General features: G+C 71.0%; 13 protein-coding genes. 10 read left to right on the plus strand and 3 right to left on the minus strand.

What is annotated here, in order from left to right; genetic code table 11:
- Nucleotides 1–44 precede the first annotated feature (44 nt).
- The 4 genes from J5Y05_RS23695 to J5Y05_RS23710 all read left to right on the plus strand — a co-directional run bounded on the left by J5Y05_RS23695 (nt 45) and on the right by J5Y05_RS23710 (nt 6792).
- Nucleotides 45–1859, plus strand: a complete 1815-nt coding sequence (locus J5Y05_RS23695) for an ABC-F family ATP-binding cassette domain-containing protein (protein ID WP_210875077.1) — start codon at nt 45–47, stop codon at nt 1857–1859.
- Nucleotides 1860–2117: 258 nt separating this feature from the next.
- Entirely contained in the window at nt 2118–3941 is a 1824-nt protein-coding gene (locus J5Y05_RS23700; protein ID WP_210875078.1) for an outer membrane protein assembly factor BamB family protein, read from the plus strand.
- Nucleotides 3942–4006: 65 nt separating this feature from the next.
- Nucleotides 4007–5908, plus strand: coding sequence for an outer membrane protein assembly factor BamB family protein (locus J5Y05_RS23705; protein WP_210875079.1), 1902 nt, complete (start codon nt 4007–4009; stop codon nt 5906–5908).
- Between the two features lie 215 nt (nt 5909–6123).
- Nucleotides 6124–6792 (plus strand): response regulator transcription factor, encoded by a 669-nt coding sequence (locus tag J5Y05_RS23710; RefSeq protein WP_210875080.1) that lies wholly within the window; start codon nt 6124–6126, stop codon nt 6790–6792.
- 55 nt (nt 6793–6847) lie between these two features.
- On the opposite strand, the gene J5Y05_RS23715 is transcribed toward J5Y05_RS23710, so the two are convergent.
- Nucleotides 6848–7171 (minus strand): hypothetical protein, encoded by a 324-nt coding sequence (locus J5Y05_RS23715; protein WP_210875081.1) that lies wholly within the window; start codon nt 7169–7171, stop codon nt 6848–6850.
- 21 nt (nt 7172–7192) lie between these two features.
- Nucleotides 7193–8881 (minus strand): sodium:solute symporter family protein, encoded by a 1689-nt coding sequence (locus J5Y05_RS23720; RefSeq protein ID WP_210875082.1) that lies wholly within the window; start codon nt 8879–8881, stop codon nt 7193–7195.
- A 186-nt stretch (nt 8882–9067) separates the two neighbouring features.
- Here J5Y05_RS23720 and galT point away from each other — a divergent pair, with 186 nt between their 5' ends.
- The 6 genes from galT (at nt 9068) to J5Y05_RS23750 (ending at nt 15706) form a co-directional block, all read left to right on the plus strand.
- Nucleotides 9068–10141: a galactose-1-phosphate uridylyltransferase gene (galT, locus tag J5Y05_RS23725; protein WP_210875083.1), complete on the plus strand. Its 1074-nt coding sequence runs from the start codon at nt 9068–9070 to the stop codon at nt 10139–10141.
- On the plus strand, nt 10138–11100 hold the full coding sequence (galE, locus tag J5Y05_RS23730) for a UDP-glucose 4-epimerase GalE (RefSeq protein ID WP_210875084.1): 963 nt from the start codon (nt 10138–10140) through the stop codon (nt 11098–11100). Before galT ends, galE begins: the two co-directional genes overlap by 4 nt.
- Before the next feature lie 26 nt (nt 11101–11126).
- Nucleotides 11127–12278, plus strand: coding sequence for a galactokinase (gene galK, locus J5Y05_RS23735; RefSeq protein WP_210875085.1), 1152 nt, complete (start codon nt 11127–11129; stop codon nt 12276–12278).
- Between the two features lie 140 nt (nt 12279–12418).
- Complete coding sequence (locus J5Y05_RS23740; RefSeq protein WP_210875086.1) at nt 12419–12865, plus strand: hypothetical protein; 447 nt, start codon at nt 12419–12421, stop codon at nt 12863–12865.
- Between the two features lie 5 nt (nt 12866–12870).
- Nucleotides 12871–15045 carry a hypothetical protein gene (locus tag J5Y05_RS23745; RefSeq protein ID WP_210875087.1) on the plus strand — a complete coding sequence of 725 codons (2175 nt, stop codon included), beginning with the start codon at nt 12871–12873 and terminating at the stop codon, nt 15043–15045.
- Nucleotides 15038–15706 (plus strand): hypothetical protein, encoded by a 669-nt coding sequence (locus tag J5Y05_RS23750; protein WP_210875088.1) that lies wholly within the window; start codon nt 15038–15040, stop codon nt 15704–15706. Before J5Y05_RS23745 ends, J5Y05_RS23750 begins: the two co-directional genes overlap by 8 nt.
- Nucleotides 15707–15713: 7 nt before the next feature.
- On the opposite strand, the gene J5Y05_RS23755 is transcribed toward J5Y05_RS23750, so the two are convergent.
- A complete protein-coding gene (locus J5Y05_RS23755; protein WP_210875089.1) occupies nt 15714–16157 on the minus strand; it encodes a GNAT family N-acetyltransferase in 444 nt (147 codons plus the stop codon).
- Nucleotides 16158–16440 lie beyond the last annotated feature (283 nt).

Genomic DNA, 16440 nt, shown 5'->3' on the forward strand with positions numbered 1-16440 from the left:
GGGCCTACGCTTGAGGGCTGAGCACACCCCCAGGCAGGAGAGAAATGGCCGTCAATCTGGTCAATGTCGAGAACGTCAGCAAGGTCTACGGCACCCGTGCCCTCCTCGACGGCGTCTCCCTGGGCGTCTCGGAGGGGGACCGCATCGGGGTCGTCGGCCGCAACGGCGACGGCAAGACGACGATGATCCGGATGCTGGCCAGGCTGGAGGAGCCGGACACCGGCCGCGTCACCCACTCCGGCGGCCTGCGGCTCGGGGTGCTCACCCAGCACGACTCCCTCGACCCCGCCGCCACCGTCCGCCACGAGGTCATCGGCGACATGGCCGACCACGAGTGGGCCGGCGAGGCCAAGGTCCGCGACGTGCTGACCGGCCTCTTCGGCGGACTGGACCTGCCCGGCTTCCCGCAGGGCCTCGACACGGTCATCGGCCCGCTCTCCGGCGGCGAGCGGCGCCGCATCGCGCTCGCCAAGCTGCTCATCGAGGAACAGGACCTCATCGTCCTCGACGAGCCCACCAACCACCTCGACGTCGAGGGCATCGCCTGGCTCGCCGCCCACCTGCGCGAGCGGCGCTCGGCCCTCGTCTGCGTCACCCACGACCGCTGGTTCCTCGACCAGGTCTGCACCCGCATGTGGGACGTGCAGCGCGGCGACGTCCACGAGTACGAGGGCGGCTACTCCGACTACGTCTTCGCCCGCGCCGAACGCGAGCGCATCGCCGCCACCGAGGAGGCCAAGCGGCAGAACCTGATCCGCAAGGAGCTGGCCTGGCTGCGGCGCGGGGCGCCCGCCCGCACCTCCAAGCCCCGCTTCCGGGTCGAGGCCGCCAACGAGCTGATCCAGGACGTGCCCCCGCCCCGGGACAGCGGCGAGCTGATGAAGTTCGCCTCCTCCCGGCTCGGCAAGACCGTCTTCGACCTGGAGGACGTGAGCGTCCAGGCCGGGCCCAAGGTGCTGCTCAAGCACGTCACCTGGCAGCTCGGCCCCGGCGACCGCATCGGCCTGGTCGGCGTCAACGGCGCCGGCAAGACCTCCCTGCTGCGCGCCCTCGCCGACGCCGCCACCAGCGGGGGCGAGGAGCAGCCCGCGGCCGGCTCCATCCGCGTCGGCCGCACGGTCCGGCTCGCCTACCTCTCCCAGGAGGTCGCCGAACTCGACCCCGCCTGGCGGGTGCTGGAGGCCGTGCAGGACGTCCGCGAGCGCGTCGACCTCGGCAAGGGCCGCGAGATGACCGCCGGACAGCTCTGCGAGACCTTCGGCTTCGGCAAGGAGAAGCAGTGGACGCCGGTCGGCGACCTCTCCGGCGGCGAGCGGCGCCGGCTGCAACTGCTGCGCCTGCTCATGGACGAGCCCAACGTGCTCTTCCTCGACGAGCCCACCAACGACCTCGACATCGAGACCCTGACGCAACTGGAGGACGTGCTCGACGGCTGGCCCGGCTCGATGATCGTCATCTCCCACGACCGCTTCTTCGTGGAGCGGACCACCGACCGGGTCTTCGCCCTGCTCGGCGACGGCGCGCTCAGGATGCTGCCGCGCGGCATCGACGAGTACCTGGAGCGGCGCCGGCGGATGGAGGAGGAGGCGGCGGCGTCCGCGCCGGCCCCGGCCGCGAGGCCCGCCCAGGAGACCGCGGAGAAGAGCGCGGCCGACGTCCGCGCCGCCAAGAAGGAGCTGCAGAAGATCGAGCGGCAGCTCGACAAGATCTCCGAGAAGGAGAGCGCGCTGCACGCCCGGATCGCCGAGCACGCCACCGATTTCGCCAAGGTCGCCGAACTCGACGCGGAGCTGCGCGGGTTGACGGGGCAGCGCGAGGAGCTGGAGCTGCGCTGGCTGGAATTGGCCGAGGACGCCTGACCGTCCCGGGGCGCGTACTCCCACGCGAGCGCCGGGCGTGCGGCGCGTGAAGGGGACGTGAAGGCGCGTAACAGAGGCATCACGGGCCGGTCCTCCCTTGGGAACAGGGGTGGACGCGGCCCGGTGTGCTGTCCGGGCCTGGTGATAGAAAGAGTCATCGGAGAAATGTCCGAGTGACTGCCGGCAGACGACTCTGGGGGCGAGCGCGTACCTCAGGGCGTGGCGGGAAATCAGTGAGTACTAAGGGGGAACGCGCTGATGACGCAGCCGCCCAACCAGCCGCCGTCCGGTGGCTTCGGAGCGCCGCAGGACCCGCCGCCGTCCGGGGGCTTCGGCCCGCCGCAGGACGCGTCGTCGTCCGGGGGCTTCGGCCCGCCGCCGGCCCAGCCGCCCTCCGGCGGTTTCGGGGCGCCGGTCCCGCCCCCGCCGCAGGGGCCGCCCCAGACGCCGCCGCCCCCGGCGGGCCCGCCACAGCCCGGGTACGGCTACCCGCAGCAGCCCGCCCCGTACGCCCCCGGCCCGTACGGACAGCCCCAGCAGCCCGGCCCCTACGGACAGCCCCAGCAGCCGGGCCCCTACGGGCAGCCCGGGTACGGCTATCCGCAGCCCCCGGCCCCCGGCGTCCCGCCGCCCGGCGGCTCCCGCAACCCGTTCAAGGGCAGGCCCGCCCTGGCGATAGGCGCCGCCGCCGTGGGCCTGGCGCTGATCGGCGGCACCGTGTGGGCGGTCACGGGCAACGGTGACGACAGCCCGGAGAAGAAGCCCGTCGCCCGGCAGAGCGACACCCCCAAGCCCTCCGCCTCCGGCGGCGCCCCGGTCGACACGGGGGACGGCCGCGGCGACGGCGACGACAGGGCCGAGGACCTCAACGAGGGCCGCCAGGCGGGCGAGTCGAAGGTGCTCTGGTACAAGGAGGCGCCGGACGCGCCCGGTTCGGGCGCCGAGGCCCCCGGCATGTGGATCACCGGCAAGGCCGCGGTGAAGGCCGCGTACAAGCAGGTCTTCGCGTACGACGTGACCGACGGCAAGCCCACGTGGGAGCCGGTCTCCTTCCCGGAGAAGATCTGCGCGGTCACCCCGGAGAAGACGGCCGCCGACAAGATCGTCGTCGCCTACATGAGCGGCTCCAGCAGCCGCGCCAAGTGCAACCAGCTCCAGGAGATCGACCTCGCCACGGGCGCGAAGGGCTGGACGCAGAAGGTCGCCGACGGCGAGCTGTTCGACTCCGCCCTCTCCGTCGAACTCACCCTCAGCGGCAACACCCTGATGGTGGGCCGCTCCCAGTCCGGCACCGCCTACGACGTCACCAGCGGCGACAAGCTCTACGACAAGAAGCGGTACGACGACACCTGCTTCCCCGCCGGGTTCGCCGGTGCCGACGGCTCGCTGGTCCAGGTCGCCTCCTGCGGCGCCGGCGGCGACAACGCGCACGACGAGTTGCAGGGCCTCGACCCGAAGACCGGCAAGGTCCTGTGGACCTACAAGTACGACAAGGGCTGGCGCGTCGGCCGCGCCTACTCGGTCAGCCCGCTCGTCGTCTACGCCACCCACGAGGACAAGAAGGTCTGGAACATCGCCACCTTCACCTCGGGCGGCCGGGTCCAGTCCCAGGTCGCCGTCGAGGAGGAGTTCGCCCCCGAGTGCGGCTGGGCCATCCTCGAACGCGACCTCCAGGGCTGCTCCGGCGTGGTCGTCGCGGACGACACCCTCTACCTGCCGACCAAGGCGGTCACCGGGGCCAACGAGGTCGTAGCGATCGGCCTCGCCGACGGCAAGGAGAAGTGGCGGGTGAAGTCCCCCGTCGCGCAGAACATGACCCCGCTCAAGGCCGAGGGCGGCAAGCTCGTCGCCTATGTGCGCCCCTCCTACGACGCGGGCGGCCAGGTCGTGGCCATCGCCACCGGCTCCGGCGACCACAAGCCCACGAAGCTGCTCCAGAACCCGCAGGGCACGGCCCGCATCGAGAACGGCTTCTACTCCAGGGACATCGACTGGGTCGACGGGCGCTTCTACCTCTCCACCACCCGCCTGACCGGGAACGACGACGCCAAGGAGAAGCTGATGCTGGCCTACGGCAAGTAGGCCGCTCCGCCCGGCCGTTACCGTCGTCCCCGCCCCCGCCCCCGTCCCCCTGAGGTGACCACCCCATGACCCAGCCGCCTCCGCCGCCCCACCAGCCTCCGCCGGGGGACGGGTTCGGCCCGCCGCAGGACCAGCCACCCGCGCAGCCGCCGACGTCTCCGGCCCCGGCGGCGCCGCCCGCGGGGAGCCCGCCGAGCCTCGACAAGAACCCGGAGCCGCAGGCGCCCTCGACCCCGCCCGCCCCGTCGGACCCGGCGTCCGCCCCGGCCGCGCCCCCGGTCCCGCCGGCCGGCCCGCCGCAGCCCGGGTACGGGTACCCGCAGACCCCGCCGCAGCCCCAGCCCGGCTACGGCTACCCCGGCCCGCCCGGCGCTCCCCAGCCCTACGCCCCGCCGCAGCCCGGCCCGTACGGCGCGCAGCCGCCCACCGTGCCCGGCTACGGCTATCCGCAGCAGGCGCCGACCATGCCGACGCAGCCCCAGCCGGACGCCCGCCGCAAGGCGCGCAACACCCAACTGGCGATCATCGTCTCCGCGGTCGTCGCCATCGGGCTCATCATCGGCAGCGGCGTCTGGTACTCCGGCAGGGACGACGGCGGCAAGGACACCACCGCCTCCGCCGACCCCGGCGGCGACACCAACGCCAAGGGCGGTGCCGACGCCAACGGCGGTACCACCGGCGGCACCGCCGGGGGCAAGGAGAAGGCCCCCTCCGACCCCTCCGCCAAGGTCCTCTTCCAGGTCCCGGCCCCCGCCGTCAGCAAGGAAGACAGCAGCATCGTCGTCACCGGCTCCTGGGTCACCGACACGGTGTACGCCAAGAGCGGCGTCGCCGAGGTCGTCGGCTACGACCCGGTCAAGGGCGGCAAGCTGTGGACGCTCCCGCTGGCCGGACCCGTGTGCACCGCGAGCCCGCACATCGGCGACGGCAGCAAGGCCGTCGTCGTCCACCAGCCCGCCATGCCCACCAAGACCAAGCGCTCCCAGGGGTGCAGCCAGGTCGCCGTGATCGACCTCGACACCGGCAAGGCGGTGTGGACCAAGTCCGCCAAGACCGGTGACCGGGCGATCAACTTCGACAACGTGACGATCAGCGGCGGTACCGTCGCCGCCGGCAGCACCAGCGGCGGCGTCGCCTGGGACCTGGCCAAGGGCACCGTCCTGTGGTCCCCCAAGCCCACCGACTCCTGCTACGACGCGGGGTACGGCGGCGGCCCCAAGCTGGTCGCGGTCCGCAAGTGCGGCAGCTACGGCGCCCGGCAGCTCCACATCCAGACCATCGACGCCGCCTCCGGCAAGGTGGTCTCCGAGTACAAGATGTCCAAGGGCATCGAGTACGCGGGCGTCGTCTCCACCGACCCGCTGGTGGTCGCCGCCGACGTGGGCGACTCCGCCGGTGACGGCAGCGGCATCTCCGACTTCTTCTCCATCGACAACAAGACCGGCGAGCTGCGCACCCGCATCTCCGCGCCGGGCGACCAGTTCGCCGCCCGCTGCGACACCATCACCAAGATCGAGCACTGCACCGGCCTGGCCGTCGGCGAGGACCGGCTCTACATCCCGACCGAGGAGCACGACGGCAGCGGCAAGGGCTACAGCCGCACCAACGAGGTCGTCGCCTTCGACCTCGCCAGTGGCAAGCAGACCGGCCAGCGCGCGGACGCGGGCGACGGCTACACGATCACCCCGCTGCGCATGGACGGCGGCAACGTGATCGCGTACAAGCGCCCTCCGTACGACAAGGGCGGGCAGATCGTCAGCATCGACGGCGCCTCGTTCGAGCAGACCACGCTGCTGGAGAACCCGGCGACCGAGTCGGTGCGGGACGCGGAGACGAGCATGCTGCCCGAGTACGCCGAGTTCCGCTACTCCCAGGGCAGGCTGTACATGTCCCAGGTCTTCGCCAGTTCGCGGTCGGGCAGCAGTGGCCGGGAGTACCTGGCCATCGCCTTCGGCACCACCGGCTGACCGGCTCCGCGACCGCCGCCCCACGGCCCCGTCCCCCTAACGGGGGGCGGGGCCGTCGCGCCGGGTTTTCCAAGATCCCGGATGTTTGTGCCGGGAGGGGCAGCGCGACGTCGTCGCAGCGTGTAGCTTCCGGGGGCATATGAAGGGCGGGCCGGAGGGCGGGGAGCCGGGAGGGGGCTTCGCCGTCCGTGCCGGGGGGACTGGGGGGATGGCCGATGGGTGTGCGGCTCATGGTGGTCGACGACCACCGATTGCTCGCCGAGGCGCTGGCCTCGGCACTGAAACTGCGGGGGCACCGGGTGCTCGCCGCGGCGGCGCCGGCCGCGGGCGCGGCGGACCTGGTGATCAGCCGGGCGCCCGAGGTGTGCCTGCTGGGGACGGCGGCTCCGGCCGAGCCGGGCACCTTCGATCCGGTGGTGCGGATCAAGCGGGAGCGTCCGCAGGTGGCGGTGGTGGTGCTCGGGCCGGTGCCCAGCCCGCGCGGGATCGCCGCGGCCTTCGCCGCCGGGGCCTCCGGATACGTCCGGCACGACGAGCGGATCGAGGGCGTCGAGCGGGCGATCATGAAGGCGCGGGCGGGGGAGGCCGCGGTGGCGCCGTCGCTGCTCCAGGGCGCGTTCGAGGAGCTGCTGAACCCGGCGGCCCAGCCGGACGACGAGGGGCAGCGGCTGCTGCGCATCCTCACGCCGCGGGAGGTGGAGGTGCTGGTCCGGGTCGCCGACGGTGAGGACACCCGGGTGATCGCGGCGGGCATGGGCATCGCGCCGTCGACCGCGCGGACGCATGTGCAGCGGGTGCTGATGAAGCTCGGGGTCGGCTCGCGGCTGGAGGCGGCTGCGCTGGCCGCGCGGACGGGGCTGCTGGACCGGGTGGGGGAGGGGTGAGCCCGCGGCGGGCCGGGCCGGGGGCGCCCGCCCGCCGCGGGGTGGCCCGCGGGGCCTACGCGCCCTCGCCGACGCCCTCACCCGTGTCCTCGGGCGCGGGTGGCGGCGGGGCGGTGGGGCGGAGTCTCAGCCAGGCGAGGAAGAAGAGGCCGAGCAGGAGCATGCCCAGGCCGGTCCAGAGGTTGATGTTGACGCCCTGGGCCTTGTCCAGTTCGGCGTCGGAGGCGGCGAGGCCCGCGATCGTCACGATGACGCCGTAGACCACGAAGAGGCCGCCGATGATGCGCCGGATGTCGAAGAGCCGCGCGGCCGTGGCGGACTTGGTCTCCAGCTCGGAGACCTCCCGCTGGACGTTCCGGTCGGAGTAGGAGTCGGACATGTTCTCTCAATCCTCCCGCGTTCAGAACGAGAACGGGATGTAGCAGGCGGCGGCCAGCACGACCGCGCCCCAGCCCAGCAGGGCCGGCCTGCGGTACCAGGCGTCGTCGCCGTGGGCGGGCGGTTCGGCCAGGCCGGGGGAGCGGGTTCCGTAGACCAGGCCCTGGAGTTCCTCGGCCGGCTTGGGCCGCGTGAAGAGGGAGACGGCGACCATGACGACCGCCCCGGCCACGAAACCGGCGATCGCGGAGACGAAGTTGGCGCCCTGGTCGGAGGGGATGCCGATGATGCCCCGCTTGTAGATGACGAAGTAGTTGACCATCGCGGCCGTGGTGCCCGCGAGCAGCCCCCAGAAACCGGACTTCATGGACGCCCGCTTCCAGAACATGCCGATGATGAAGACCACGAACATCGGCACGTTGAAGAAGGAGAACAGCGTCTGGAGGTAGGCCATGATGTTCGAGAACGACGAGGCCAGGAAGGCCGTGCCGATGGAGGCGAGGACGCCGACCGCGGTGATCAGGCGGCCGAAGCGCACGTAGTAGCCGTCCTCCCGGTCCGAGACCACGTACTTCGCCCAGATGTCCGTGGTGAAGACGGTGTTGAAGGACGAGATGTTGGCCGCCATGCCCGCCATGAAGGCGGCCAGCAGGCCGGTCACCGCGATGCCGAGGACGCCGTTGGGCAGCAGTTGCTGCATGAGGTAGGGGATCGCGTCGTTGTACTGGAGGTCCGAGCCGGCGGTGCCGATCTTCGGGACCAGGACGGCGGCGACCAGGCCCGGGATCATCACCAGGAAGACGATGAAGATCTTCGGGAACGCGGCGATCAGCGGCGTCCGCCGCGCGGCCGAGAGGTTCTTCGCCGACAGGGCGCGCTGCACCTCGGCGAAGTTCGTCGTCCAGTAGCCGAAGGAGAGCACGAAGCCCAGGCCGAGCACGATGGTCAGCCAGTTGGCGCCGAGCGGGTTGGCGCTGCCGATGCCGGTGCCGCCCCACGAGGTCATGAAGTCCGCGCCGCGTGAGCGGGTGAGGGAGTCGGAGAGCCCGTCCCAGCCGCCGACCTTCCTCAGGCCGAGGATCGTGATCGGGATGAGGGCGGCCAGGATCACGAAGAACTGGAGCACCTCGTTGTAGATCGCCGAGGAGAGGCCGCCGAGGGTGATGTAGGCGAGGACGAAGAAACCGGCGACCACGATGGCCACCCACTCCGGCCAGCCGAGCAGGGCCTCGACGACGATCGCCAGGGCGTAGAGGTTCACCCCGGCGATCAGGATCGCGGCGAAGGCGAACAGGACCGAGCTGAGCAGGTGCGCCGCCTTGTCGAAGCGCAGCAGCAGGAACTCGGGGACCGAGCGGACCTTCGAGCCGTAGTAGAAGGGCATCATCACCAGGCCGAGGAAGACCATCGCCGGGATGGCGCCGATCCAGTACCAGTGGGTGGTGTAGACGCCGTACTGCGCGCTGTTGGCGGCCATGCCGAGAATCTCGGTGGCGCCCAGGTTGGCGGCGATGAAGGCCAGGCCGGTGACCCAGGCGGGCAGGGAGCGGCCGGACAGGAAGAAGTCCAGGCTCGTGCGGACCGAGCGGCGGGCGGCGAGGCCGATGCCGAGGACCACGACGAAGTAGATGCCGAGGATCGTGTAGTCGAGCCAGTTGGTGGGGAGTCGCAGCTCTGCGGCCAGTACGGCCGGATGTGTGGGGGTTCTCATGAGCACTCGCTTCGTCGCGCGCGAACTGGTCCGCATCGGAACCTACGCCGTGATGTTCAAAAACTGAACACCACATGGTGCTCTTTGTTTGATTGTGATGATCGATGAGGGCTGGTGGTGTGTGAGCTGTTATGTTTGATTGTGTTGGGTGAGTGGGTGTGGGTGCGGGCGTAGAGGAGTGCGGAAGTGAAGAAGACCTCGACCCGGCTGGCCGACGGCCGTGAGCTGGTCTACTACGACCTGCGCGACGACACCGTCCGGGACGCGGTCGACCGCCGCCCGCTGGAGCCCACGGCCACCACCTCCGAGATCCGCCGCGACGCGCTCCGCGGCGACCGGGTCGCCGTCGCCTCGCACCGCCAGGGCCGCACCTACCACCCGCCCGCCGACCAGTGCCCCCTGTGCCCCTCGCGGGACGGGCGGCCGAGCGAGATCCCCGACTCCTCCTACGACGTGGTCGTCTTCGAGAACCGCTTCCCCTCACTGGCCGGCGACTCCGGCCGCTGCGAGGTCGTCTGCTTCACCTCCGACCACCACGCCTCCTTCGCCGGCCTGAGCGAACCGCAGGCCCGCCTGGTCCTCGACGCCTGGACCGACCGCACCGCGGAGCTGTCCCATCTGCCCTCCGTCACCCAGGTGTTCTGCTTCGAGAACCGCGGCCCCGAGATCGGCGTGACCCTCGGTCACCCGCACGGGCAGATCTACGCCTACCCCTTCACCACCCCGCGCACGGCCAGGACGCTGCGCTCCCTCGCCGCCCACAAGGAGGCGACCGGCGGGGAGAACCTGTTCGACGCGGTCCTCGCCGAGGAACTGGCCGGCGAGCGGGTCGTCCTGGAGGGCGAGCACTGGGCCGCCTTCGTGCCGTACGCGGCGCACTGGCCCTACGAGGCGCACCTCTACCCCAAGCGGCGGGTGCCCGACCTGCTGGGGCTGGACGAGGCGGCGCGGGCCGAGTTCCCCCGGGTCTACCTGGAGCTGCTGCGGCGCTTCGACCGGATCTTCGGCGAGGGCGAGCCGCCCACCCCGTACATCGCCGCCTGGCACCAGGCACCCTTCGGCGGGCCCGAGGTGAGCGCCCGGACGGGGGCCGGAGCGGGCCGCGACGACTTCGCGCTGCACCTTGAGCTTTTTACCATTCGCCGTACGTCCGGCAAGCTGAAGTTCCTCGCGGGCTCCGAATCCGGCATGGACGTCTTCATCAACGACGTGCCCCCGGAGCGCGCGGCCGAACGACTGCGGGAGGTAGCGAGTTCATGAGTGGGAAGTACCTGGTCACGGGCGGAGCGGGGTATGTGGGCAGTGTGGTCGCCCAGCACCTGCTGGAGGCGGGCCACGAGGTGGTCGTCCTCGACAACCTGTCGACCGGCTTTCGCGAGGGCGTGCCGGCGGGCGTCACCTTCATCGAGGGCGACATCCGCGACGCCGCGAAGTGGCTCGACCCCTCCTTCGACGGCGTGCTGCACTTCGCCGCGTTCTCGCAGGTCGGCGAGTCGGTGGTGAAGCCCGAGAAGTACTGGGAGAACAACGTCGGCGGCACCATGGCGCTGCTCGACGCGATGCGCGCCGCGGGCGTGCGCCGGCTCGTCTTCTCCTCCACGGCCGCCACCTACGGCGAGCCCGAGCAGGTCCCGATCGTCGAGACCGCCCCCACCCGCCCCACCAACCCCTACGGCGCCTCCAAGCTCGCCGTCGACCACATGATCACCGGTGAGGCGGCGGCCCACGGCCTCGGCGCGGTCTCGCTGCGCTACTTCAACGTCGCCGGCGCCTACGGCGAGTACGGCGAGCGGCACGACCCCGAGTCGCACCTGATCCCGCTCGTCCTCCAGGTCGCCCAGGGCCGCCGCGAGGCGATCTCCGTCTTCGGCGACGACTACCCGACGCCCGACGGCACCTGCGTGCGCGACTACATCCACGTCGCCGACCTGGCCGAGGCCCACCTGCTCGCCCTGGACGCGGCCGTCCCCGGCGAGCACCTCATCTGCAACCTGGGCAACGGCAACGGTTTCTCCGTCCGCGAAGTCATCGAGACCGTACGCCGGGTGACGGGCCATCCGGTCCCGGAGGTGGTCGCGCCCCGCCGCGGCGGCGACCCGGCCACCCTGGTGGCGTCGGCCGGCTCGGCCCGCGAGAAGCTGGGCTGGCGCCCGTCGCGCGCGGACCTCACCGGGATCGTCGCGGACGCGTGGGAGTTCGCGCAGCGGCGCGCGAAGTAACGGACGACGGATCAGGGGACAAGGGCATGAGCGAGGCGGTCGCCGAGCGGTTCACGCGGTGGTACGGGAGCGGGCCGGAGGGGGTGTGGGCCGCGCCGGGCCGGGTCAACCTCATCGGCGAGCACACCGACTACAACGACGGTTTCGTCATGCCCTTCGCCCTGCCGCACACCGCCGTCGCCGCGGTCTCCCGGCGCGAGGACGGCGTGCTGCGCCTGCACTCCGCCGACATCGGCGGCGACCCCGTCACCCTGCGCCTGGCCGACCTCGCCCCCGGCGCCGACCGGTCCTGGACCGCGTACCCGGCGGGCGTGGTCTGGGCGCTGCGCGAGGCCGGGCACGCGGTGACCGGCGCCGACGTCCACCTGTCCTCCACGGTCCCCTCCGGCGCGGGCCTGTCCTCGTCGGCGGCCCTGGAGATCGTCGTGGCGCTCGCGCTGAACGACCTGTACTCCCTCGGCCTGCGCGGCTGGCAACTGGCCCGGCTCTGCCAGCGCGCCGAGAACGTCTACGTCGGCGCCCCGGTCGGCATCATGGACCAGACCGCCTCTGCCTGCTGCGAGGACGGGCACGCCCTCTTCCTCGACACCCGCGACCTCTCCCAGCGCCAGATCCCCTTCGACCTGGCCGCCGAGGGGCTGCGGCTGCTCGTCGTCGACACCCGGGTGAAGCACTCCCACAGCGAGGGCGAGTACGGCAAGCGCCGGGCCGGCTGCGAGAAGGGCGCCGCCCTGCTCGGCGTCGACGCGCTGCGCGACGTGGACCACGAGCGGCTCGACGAGGCGCTGGCCGAGCTGGGCGACGAGGAGGAGGCACGCCGGCTGGTCCGGCACGTCGTCACGGAGAACCGGCGCGTGGAACGCGTCGTCGCCCTGCTGGAGTCCGGCGACGTCCGCGCCATCGGCCCGGTCCTGACCGAGGGCCACGCCTCCCTGCGGGACGACTTCCGCGTCTCCTGCCCCGAACTCGACCTCGTCGTCGACACCGCCGTCGGCGCGGGCGCCCTGGGCGCCCGGATGACCGGGGGCGGCTTCGGCGGCTCGGCGATCATCCTGCTGGAGGAGGCTCAGGTGACCCCGGTGGGCGACGCCGTCCGCACCGCCTTCGCCACCGCCGCCCTCCCCGCCCCCCGCCTCTTCGAAGCCACCCCGTCCCCGGGCGCACGACGCCTGACGTGAGACGCGCCGGCCGCGGCCCGCTGCCTGGGTGCCCGAGGGCGGCGCCCAGGCCCGGTGAGACCCCCGACCGGCGACGGTAAGGTGCGGAGCCGCGCCGTGGTGACCGACGGTGCGCCGCCGTACACAGGGGGAAGGCATCCATGGCATGGGACGAGTGGGAAGAGCTGAAGGCCCAGGCGGCCGATCGGCAACCCACCCGGACGCGGCTCAACCAGTATCCGGCCGACCAGGGAGGTGACGGCACCCAGGGGGACCTGGTGGTGGGCCACAAGGATCTCGAAGCGGTCGGCAAGGCGGCCCACGACCTCTACGACGACTTCACGGCGTACAGCGGGCACGCCCGCGTCGCCTCCGAGGCGGCCGCGGGCGGGCTCAAGGGTGAGGGCTTCGCCCTGGGCAGCGCGCTCGAACACGTGACGGAGCGCTGGACCGAGCAGACCAGGACGCTCCTGGACGCCTGCGCCCACATCTCCAACCACCTGCGGCGAACAGAGATCCGGCATGCGTCCGACGATGCCCACATCCACGGCGTGGTCAGCAGCATCGCCGTACTGGACGAGGGATTCGACACGCGGAAGGGGACCTGACGGCGATGGACCTGGACACGCTGTGCCACGCCGACTTCGCCAGGCTCGGAGAAGCGGTCACCGACTGGGAACAGATGACGAAGAACCTCGCCGACCTCAAGAAGGACGCCGAGGACAACCTCAACGCCAAGTCCCTCAAGGCCAGATGGGCAGGTGTCAACGCCGCCGTCAGCCGTGAGTTCATCACCAGGACCGCCGCGGAGTTCGCCGACGCGCACACCCAGGCCGACTCCATCGCCAAGATCCTCCGCGACACACATGACGAACTCGTCGGCTACCGCGCCCGGCTCAACGACGTGATCGCACGGGCCCACCGGCAGAGCCTGACCGTGTCCGACACCGGCGACGGTACGTTCACCGTGGTCGCGAACACCCGGCCCGACTGGGCGTCCGACCCCAGCGGTCGGACCGGGGCGGCGGACCAGACGGTGGTCGACGCCTTCCGCGAGGAGATCCAGGGCATCCTCACCAAGGCGACACGGAGCGACACCAGTGCCGCGCAGGTGCTGAGGCTCCTCGTCGACCAGGCCGAGTACGGCTTCTCCGACGCCTCCTACGCGGACCGGGACGAGGCGGCCAAGGCCGTCGCAGCCGCCGAGGAACTGGCGAAGACGGCCAAGGACCCGTCCGGCATGACGCTTGAGGACATCGCCGCCTTCACCAAGACCATGGGCCGCTACCAGGACGACCCCTTGTTCGCCGAGCAGTTCGCCAAGCGCCTGGGCGCCAAGGGAACGCTTCAGTTCTGGACCGAGATGGCCTACACCCATGCCGGTGCCCGCAACGCGGATCTCGAGACGATGAAGGATCTCCAGACGAAGCTGGGGCTGACCCTGGCCACGGCGTCCTTCTCGGACTCGGATGCCATGAGGGAGTGGAAGAAGGACCTCATCGCCGAACGCAACACCAACTTCCGGGCCTCGGGCTCGCCGCTTCCGGTCGGCGCCCTGGGGGCCCAGGTGATCAGCAGTCTGCTCCGAGAGGGGCGGTTCGACACCGAGTTCCTCGACGACTACCGCAAGCAGCTCTTCAAGGCGGACAAGGCGGCCGGCGACTCGAACACCAACGACCTGTGGGTCAAGGGGTACGACACGGTGGACCTCGTCTTCGGCGACGGAGACGGCCGTGACCCGCTGGAGGGGCTGTTCGCCGGTCTCTCGCGCAACCCCGAGGCGGCCGTGCACGCCTTCGCCTCCTCGTCGGACCTCGACCACCTGCTCGCCACGGTCAAGTACACCGACCGGGCGGAGCCCCTCGGCCAAGCCCTGGAGAGCGCCGTCACCGGCGTCGCCCGAGACGACATCGGCGTCATCGCGCCGCCGCACAGCGCGGCTCAGGTGGAGATCATGAACAACATCATGCATGCAGTGGCGGTACCTGGGGCGGACCGCGATCTGGTGAAGAAGATGGGCGACAGTCTTGGCACCATGGCCGCCGCCTATATGCCGGAGATCAGCCAAAGGATCGCCGGAAAGGGGTCGGATGCCATCTTTCTCACGGACAGTGCCGCTCCTGATGGGCTGAAGAGGGTCGAGGACGTCATCAGGTTTCTCTCGGCAGTGGCTGAGGACCCCTCGGGAAGGGCTGGAATCATTTTGGGTGAGACCATCTACACCAGCAGTCTTATCGAGGCACATCTGACCGACCCGACTCTGTTTGACGGCTCCTCTGACAGGGTCCTTGAGAACATCGGCAAGAACGCGGGCATTCTCGAAGGGATTGCCGCTCACTCAGTTGCGGACAGTGAGGTCCGGGCCGCCGTCGCAGGGGAGAAAGAGTACAACGACGCCTTGAAGGAAAAGGGCGAATTCGCCAAGTCCTGGACGGCCATCGGCCTTGCCGGTGTCAAGCTTCCCGAGCGGCTCGGTGGGGAGATCATGGGGTCCGTGATCGGCGGGGGAGTGGGCGCCATTGTGGGCGGAGTTGTCGATCGGGTCATCGAGGGGCAGAAGCTGGATGGCACGCGAGACGAGGCTCTCTACCATAGTGCGGGAGATCTTTACGATGCTCGTGACTCCGCCACCCAACAGACTTTGTGGGCGGCGGAAGAAGTCATCGACCACTACAAGCTCGATCTCCCCCGCGATGGAACCAGCGCTTTGATCCGTGAAGCCGTCACCGATGGCTGGGAAGCCAGTAGCGAGGCTCTGAGCAGTACGAGGGAGCGTCCGCGTGGATGAGGCACCGGTGAAGCGCGCGGGTCTGTATACGGCAAAGGGGTTCGTGCTGAGTCTGGCGATCTTCTGCGCGCTGGGGCTCGCCTGCTGGTTCGGGTACGTACAGATCTTCACCAAAGGGCTGGAGCGCCTGCCCGCGAAGGTGTGCGGAGGAGCGGTCGACCGGGAACTCGCGGTCAGAGTGCTGCCGTCGGCGCGGTCGGCCGAGGACGGGGCGCGGCGTAGGGGGTCGGGGGAACGCTTCACTTTCTCCTGCCGAGTTGTCACCAGCGACGAGGCGTCCCTCCAGGGGAGGGTGCAGGTTCGTCCCTTCTCCGCGACGGAATGGCTTGCCAACTATGAGAAGAGCACCGGTGACCAGACGATCATCCGTACTTCTGCCGGCGAGGTGGAGGCGCTGGCCCAGTACGACAAGGAGTACGCCACCGGGGCCATATATGTGCGTTGCACTCCCCGAGGGGCCCCCTCGTACAACGACTCGGAGGAGTCCGCGATCGTCGTCGAGTCGGAGGTGTACGTCCCCGAGGGGGGTGAGGCCACCGGTGCGGAGCTGGCGCAGCCGATGACCGACATCGCCTATCAGCTCGCCCGGCATGCCTATGGGATGGCCGGGTGTGAGGAAGCTCGGGAGTTTCCCGCCGAGTTGCCGCGGTTTCGGTCGTGAGTGCGGGTCAGGGGAGGCGTTTGAGGAGGGTGTACTCGGTGATGCCCGGGGGGTAGTCCGGGATCTCGCAGACCACGCGGTAGCCGTGGGCGCGGTAGAAGCCGGGGGCCTGGAAGTCCCAGGTCTCCACGCGGGCGGCGGCGCAGCCGCGCTGCGCGCGGGCCGTGTGTTCCGCCTCGGCCAGCAGGCGGCTGCCGAGGCCCGCGCCCCGGTACCGGCCCTCCACCCACAGGTAGGTGACGTGCAGCCAGGTCGCCCAGGTGTGGCCGACCAGGCCGCCGGCCATGTCACCGGTGCCGTCCAGGGCCCAGACGTGCAGCGGGGCGTCGCGTTCGTGGGGGGTGCCGCGCAGCGAACGCAGCACCGCCGAGGCGGAGGTGTTGGCGTCCCGCAGGCGGGTGCGCAGCAGATCGTGCCGTGTCCTGTCCACTTCTGTCACGAGCCGAAACATGCGGCTCACCCTAGGCGCACCGGGCTGTCAGTTCGGCGAATCGCCTACCGGGCGGGGTCCCCGGCCGTACTCTGATGGCAGCACCGGCGGGGGGTCGGTGCCGATCAGGGGGCGAGTCAGCCGGGTACGGCACCCGGGTCGGGGGTAGCGGTTACTGGACGGCGGCGGCCGTGCGGGCCGCGGCGACCGACCCCGGACATCAGCGCATCGACGGACACGGGGGACCGCGGGCGCCGTACCCGTGCCGGTGCCGTCTTCCGACGATGGTCTCCCCTTGCTCCTC

It is taken from the genome of Streptomyces tagetis (genome assembly GCF_018069565.1).
Classification (GTDB): domain Bacteria; phylum Actinomycetota; class Actinomycetes; order Streptomycetales; family Streptomycetaceae; genus Streptomyces; species Streptomyces tagetis.

Excerpts from the sequence above, each read along its gene's own strand:
- galK (WP_210875085.1), top strand. The coding sequence starts at position 11,127 with ATGAGCGAGGCGGTCGCCGAGCGGTTCACGCGGTGGTACGGGAGCGGG.
- J5Y05_RS23740 (WP_210875086.1), top strand. The coding sequence starts at position 12,419 with ATGGCATGGGACGAGTGGGAAGAGCTGAAGGCCCAGGCGGCCGATCGG.
- J5Y05_RS23745 (WP_210875087.1), top strand. The coding sequence starts at position 12,871 with ATGGACCTGGACACGCTGTGCCACGCCGACTTCGCCAGGCTCGGAGAA.
- J5Y05_RS23720 (WP_210875082.1), bottom strand. The coding sequence starts at position 8,881 with ATGAGAACCCCCACACATCCGGCCGTACTGGCCGCAGAGCTGCGACTC.
- J5Y05_RS23700 (WP_210875078.1), top strand. The coding sequence starts at position 2,118 with ATGACGCAGCCGCCCAACCAGCCGCCGTCCGGTGGCTTCGGAGCGCCG.
- J5Y05_RS23755 (WP_210875089.1), bottom strand. The coding sequence starts at position 16,157 with ATGTTTCGGCTCGTGACAGAAGTGGACAGGACACGGCACGATCTGCTG.
- J5Y05_RS23715 (WP_210875081.1), bottom strand. The coding sequence starts at position 7,171 with ATGTCCGACTCCTACTCCGACCGGAACGTCCAGCGGGAGGTCTCCGAG.
- J5Y05_RS23705 (WP_210875079.1), top strand. The coding sequence starts at position 4,007 with ATGACCCAGCCGCCTCCGCCGCCCCACCAGCCTCCGCCGGGGGACGGG.
- J5Y05_RS23710 (WP_210875080.1), top strand. The coding sequence starts at position 6,124 with ATGGGTGTGCGGCTCATGGTGGTCGACGACCACCGATTGCTCGCCGAG.
- J5Y05_RS23695 (WP_210875077.1), top strand. The coding sequence starts at position 45 with ATGGCCGTCAATCTGGTCAATGTCGAGAACGTCAGCAAGGTCTACGGC.
- galE (WP_210875084.1), top strand. The coding sequence starts at position 10,138 with ATGAGTGGGAAGTACCTGGTCACGGGCGGAGCGGGGTATGTGGGCAGT.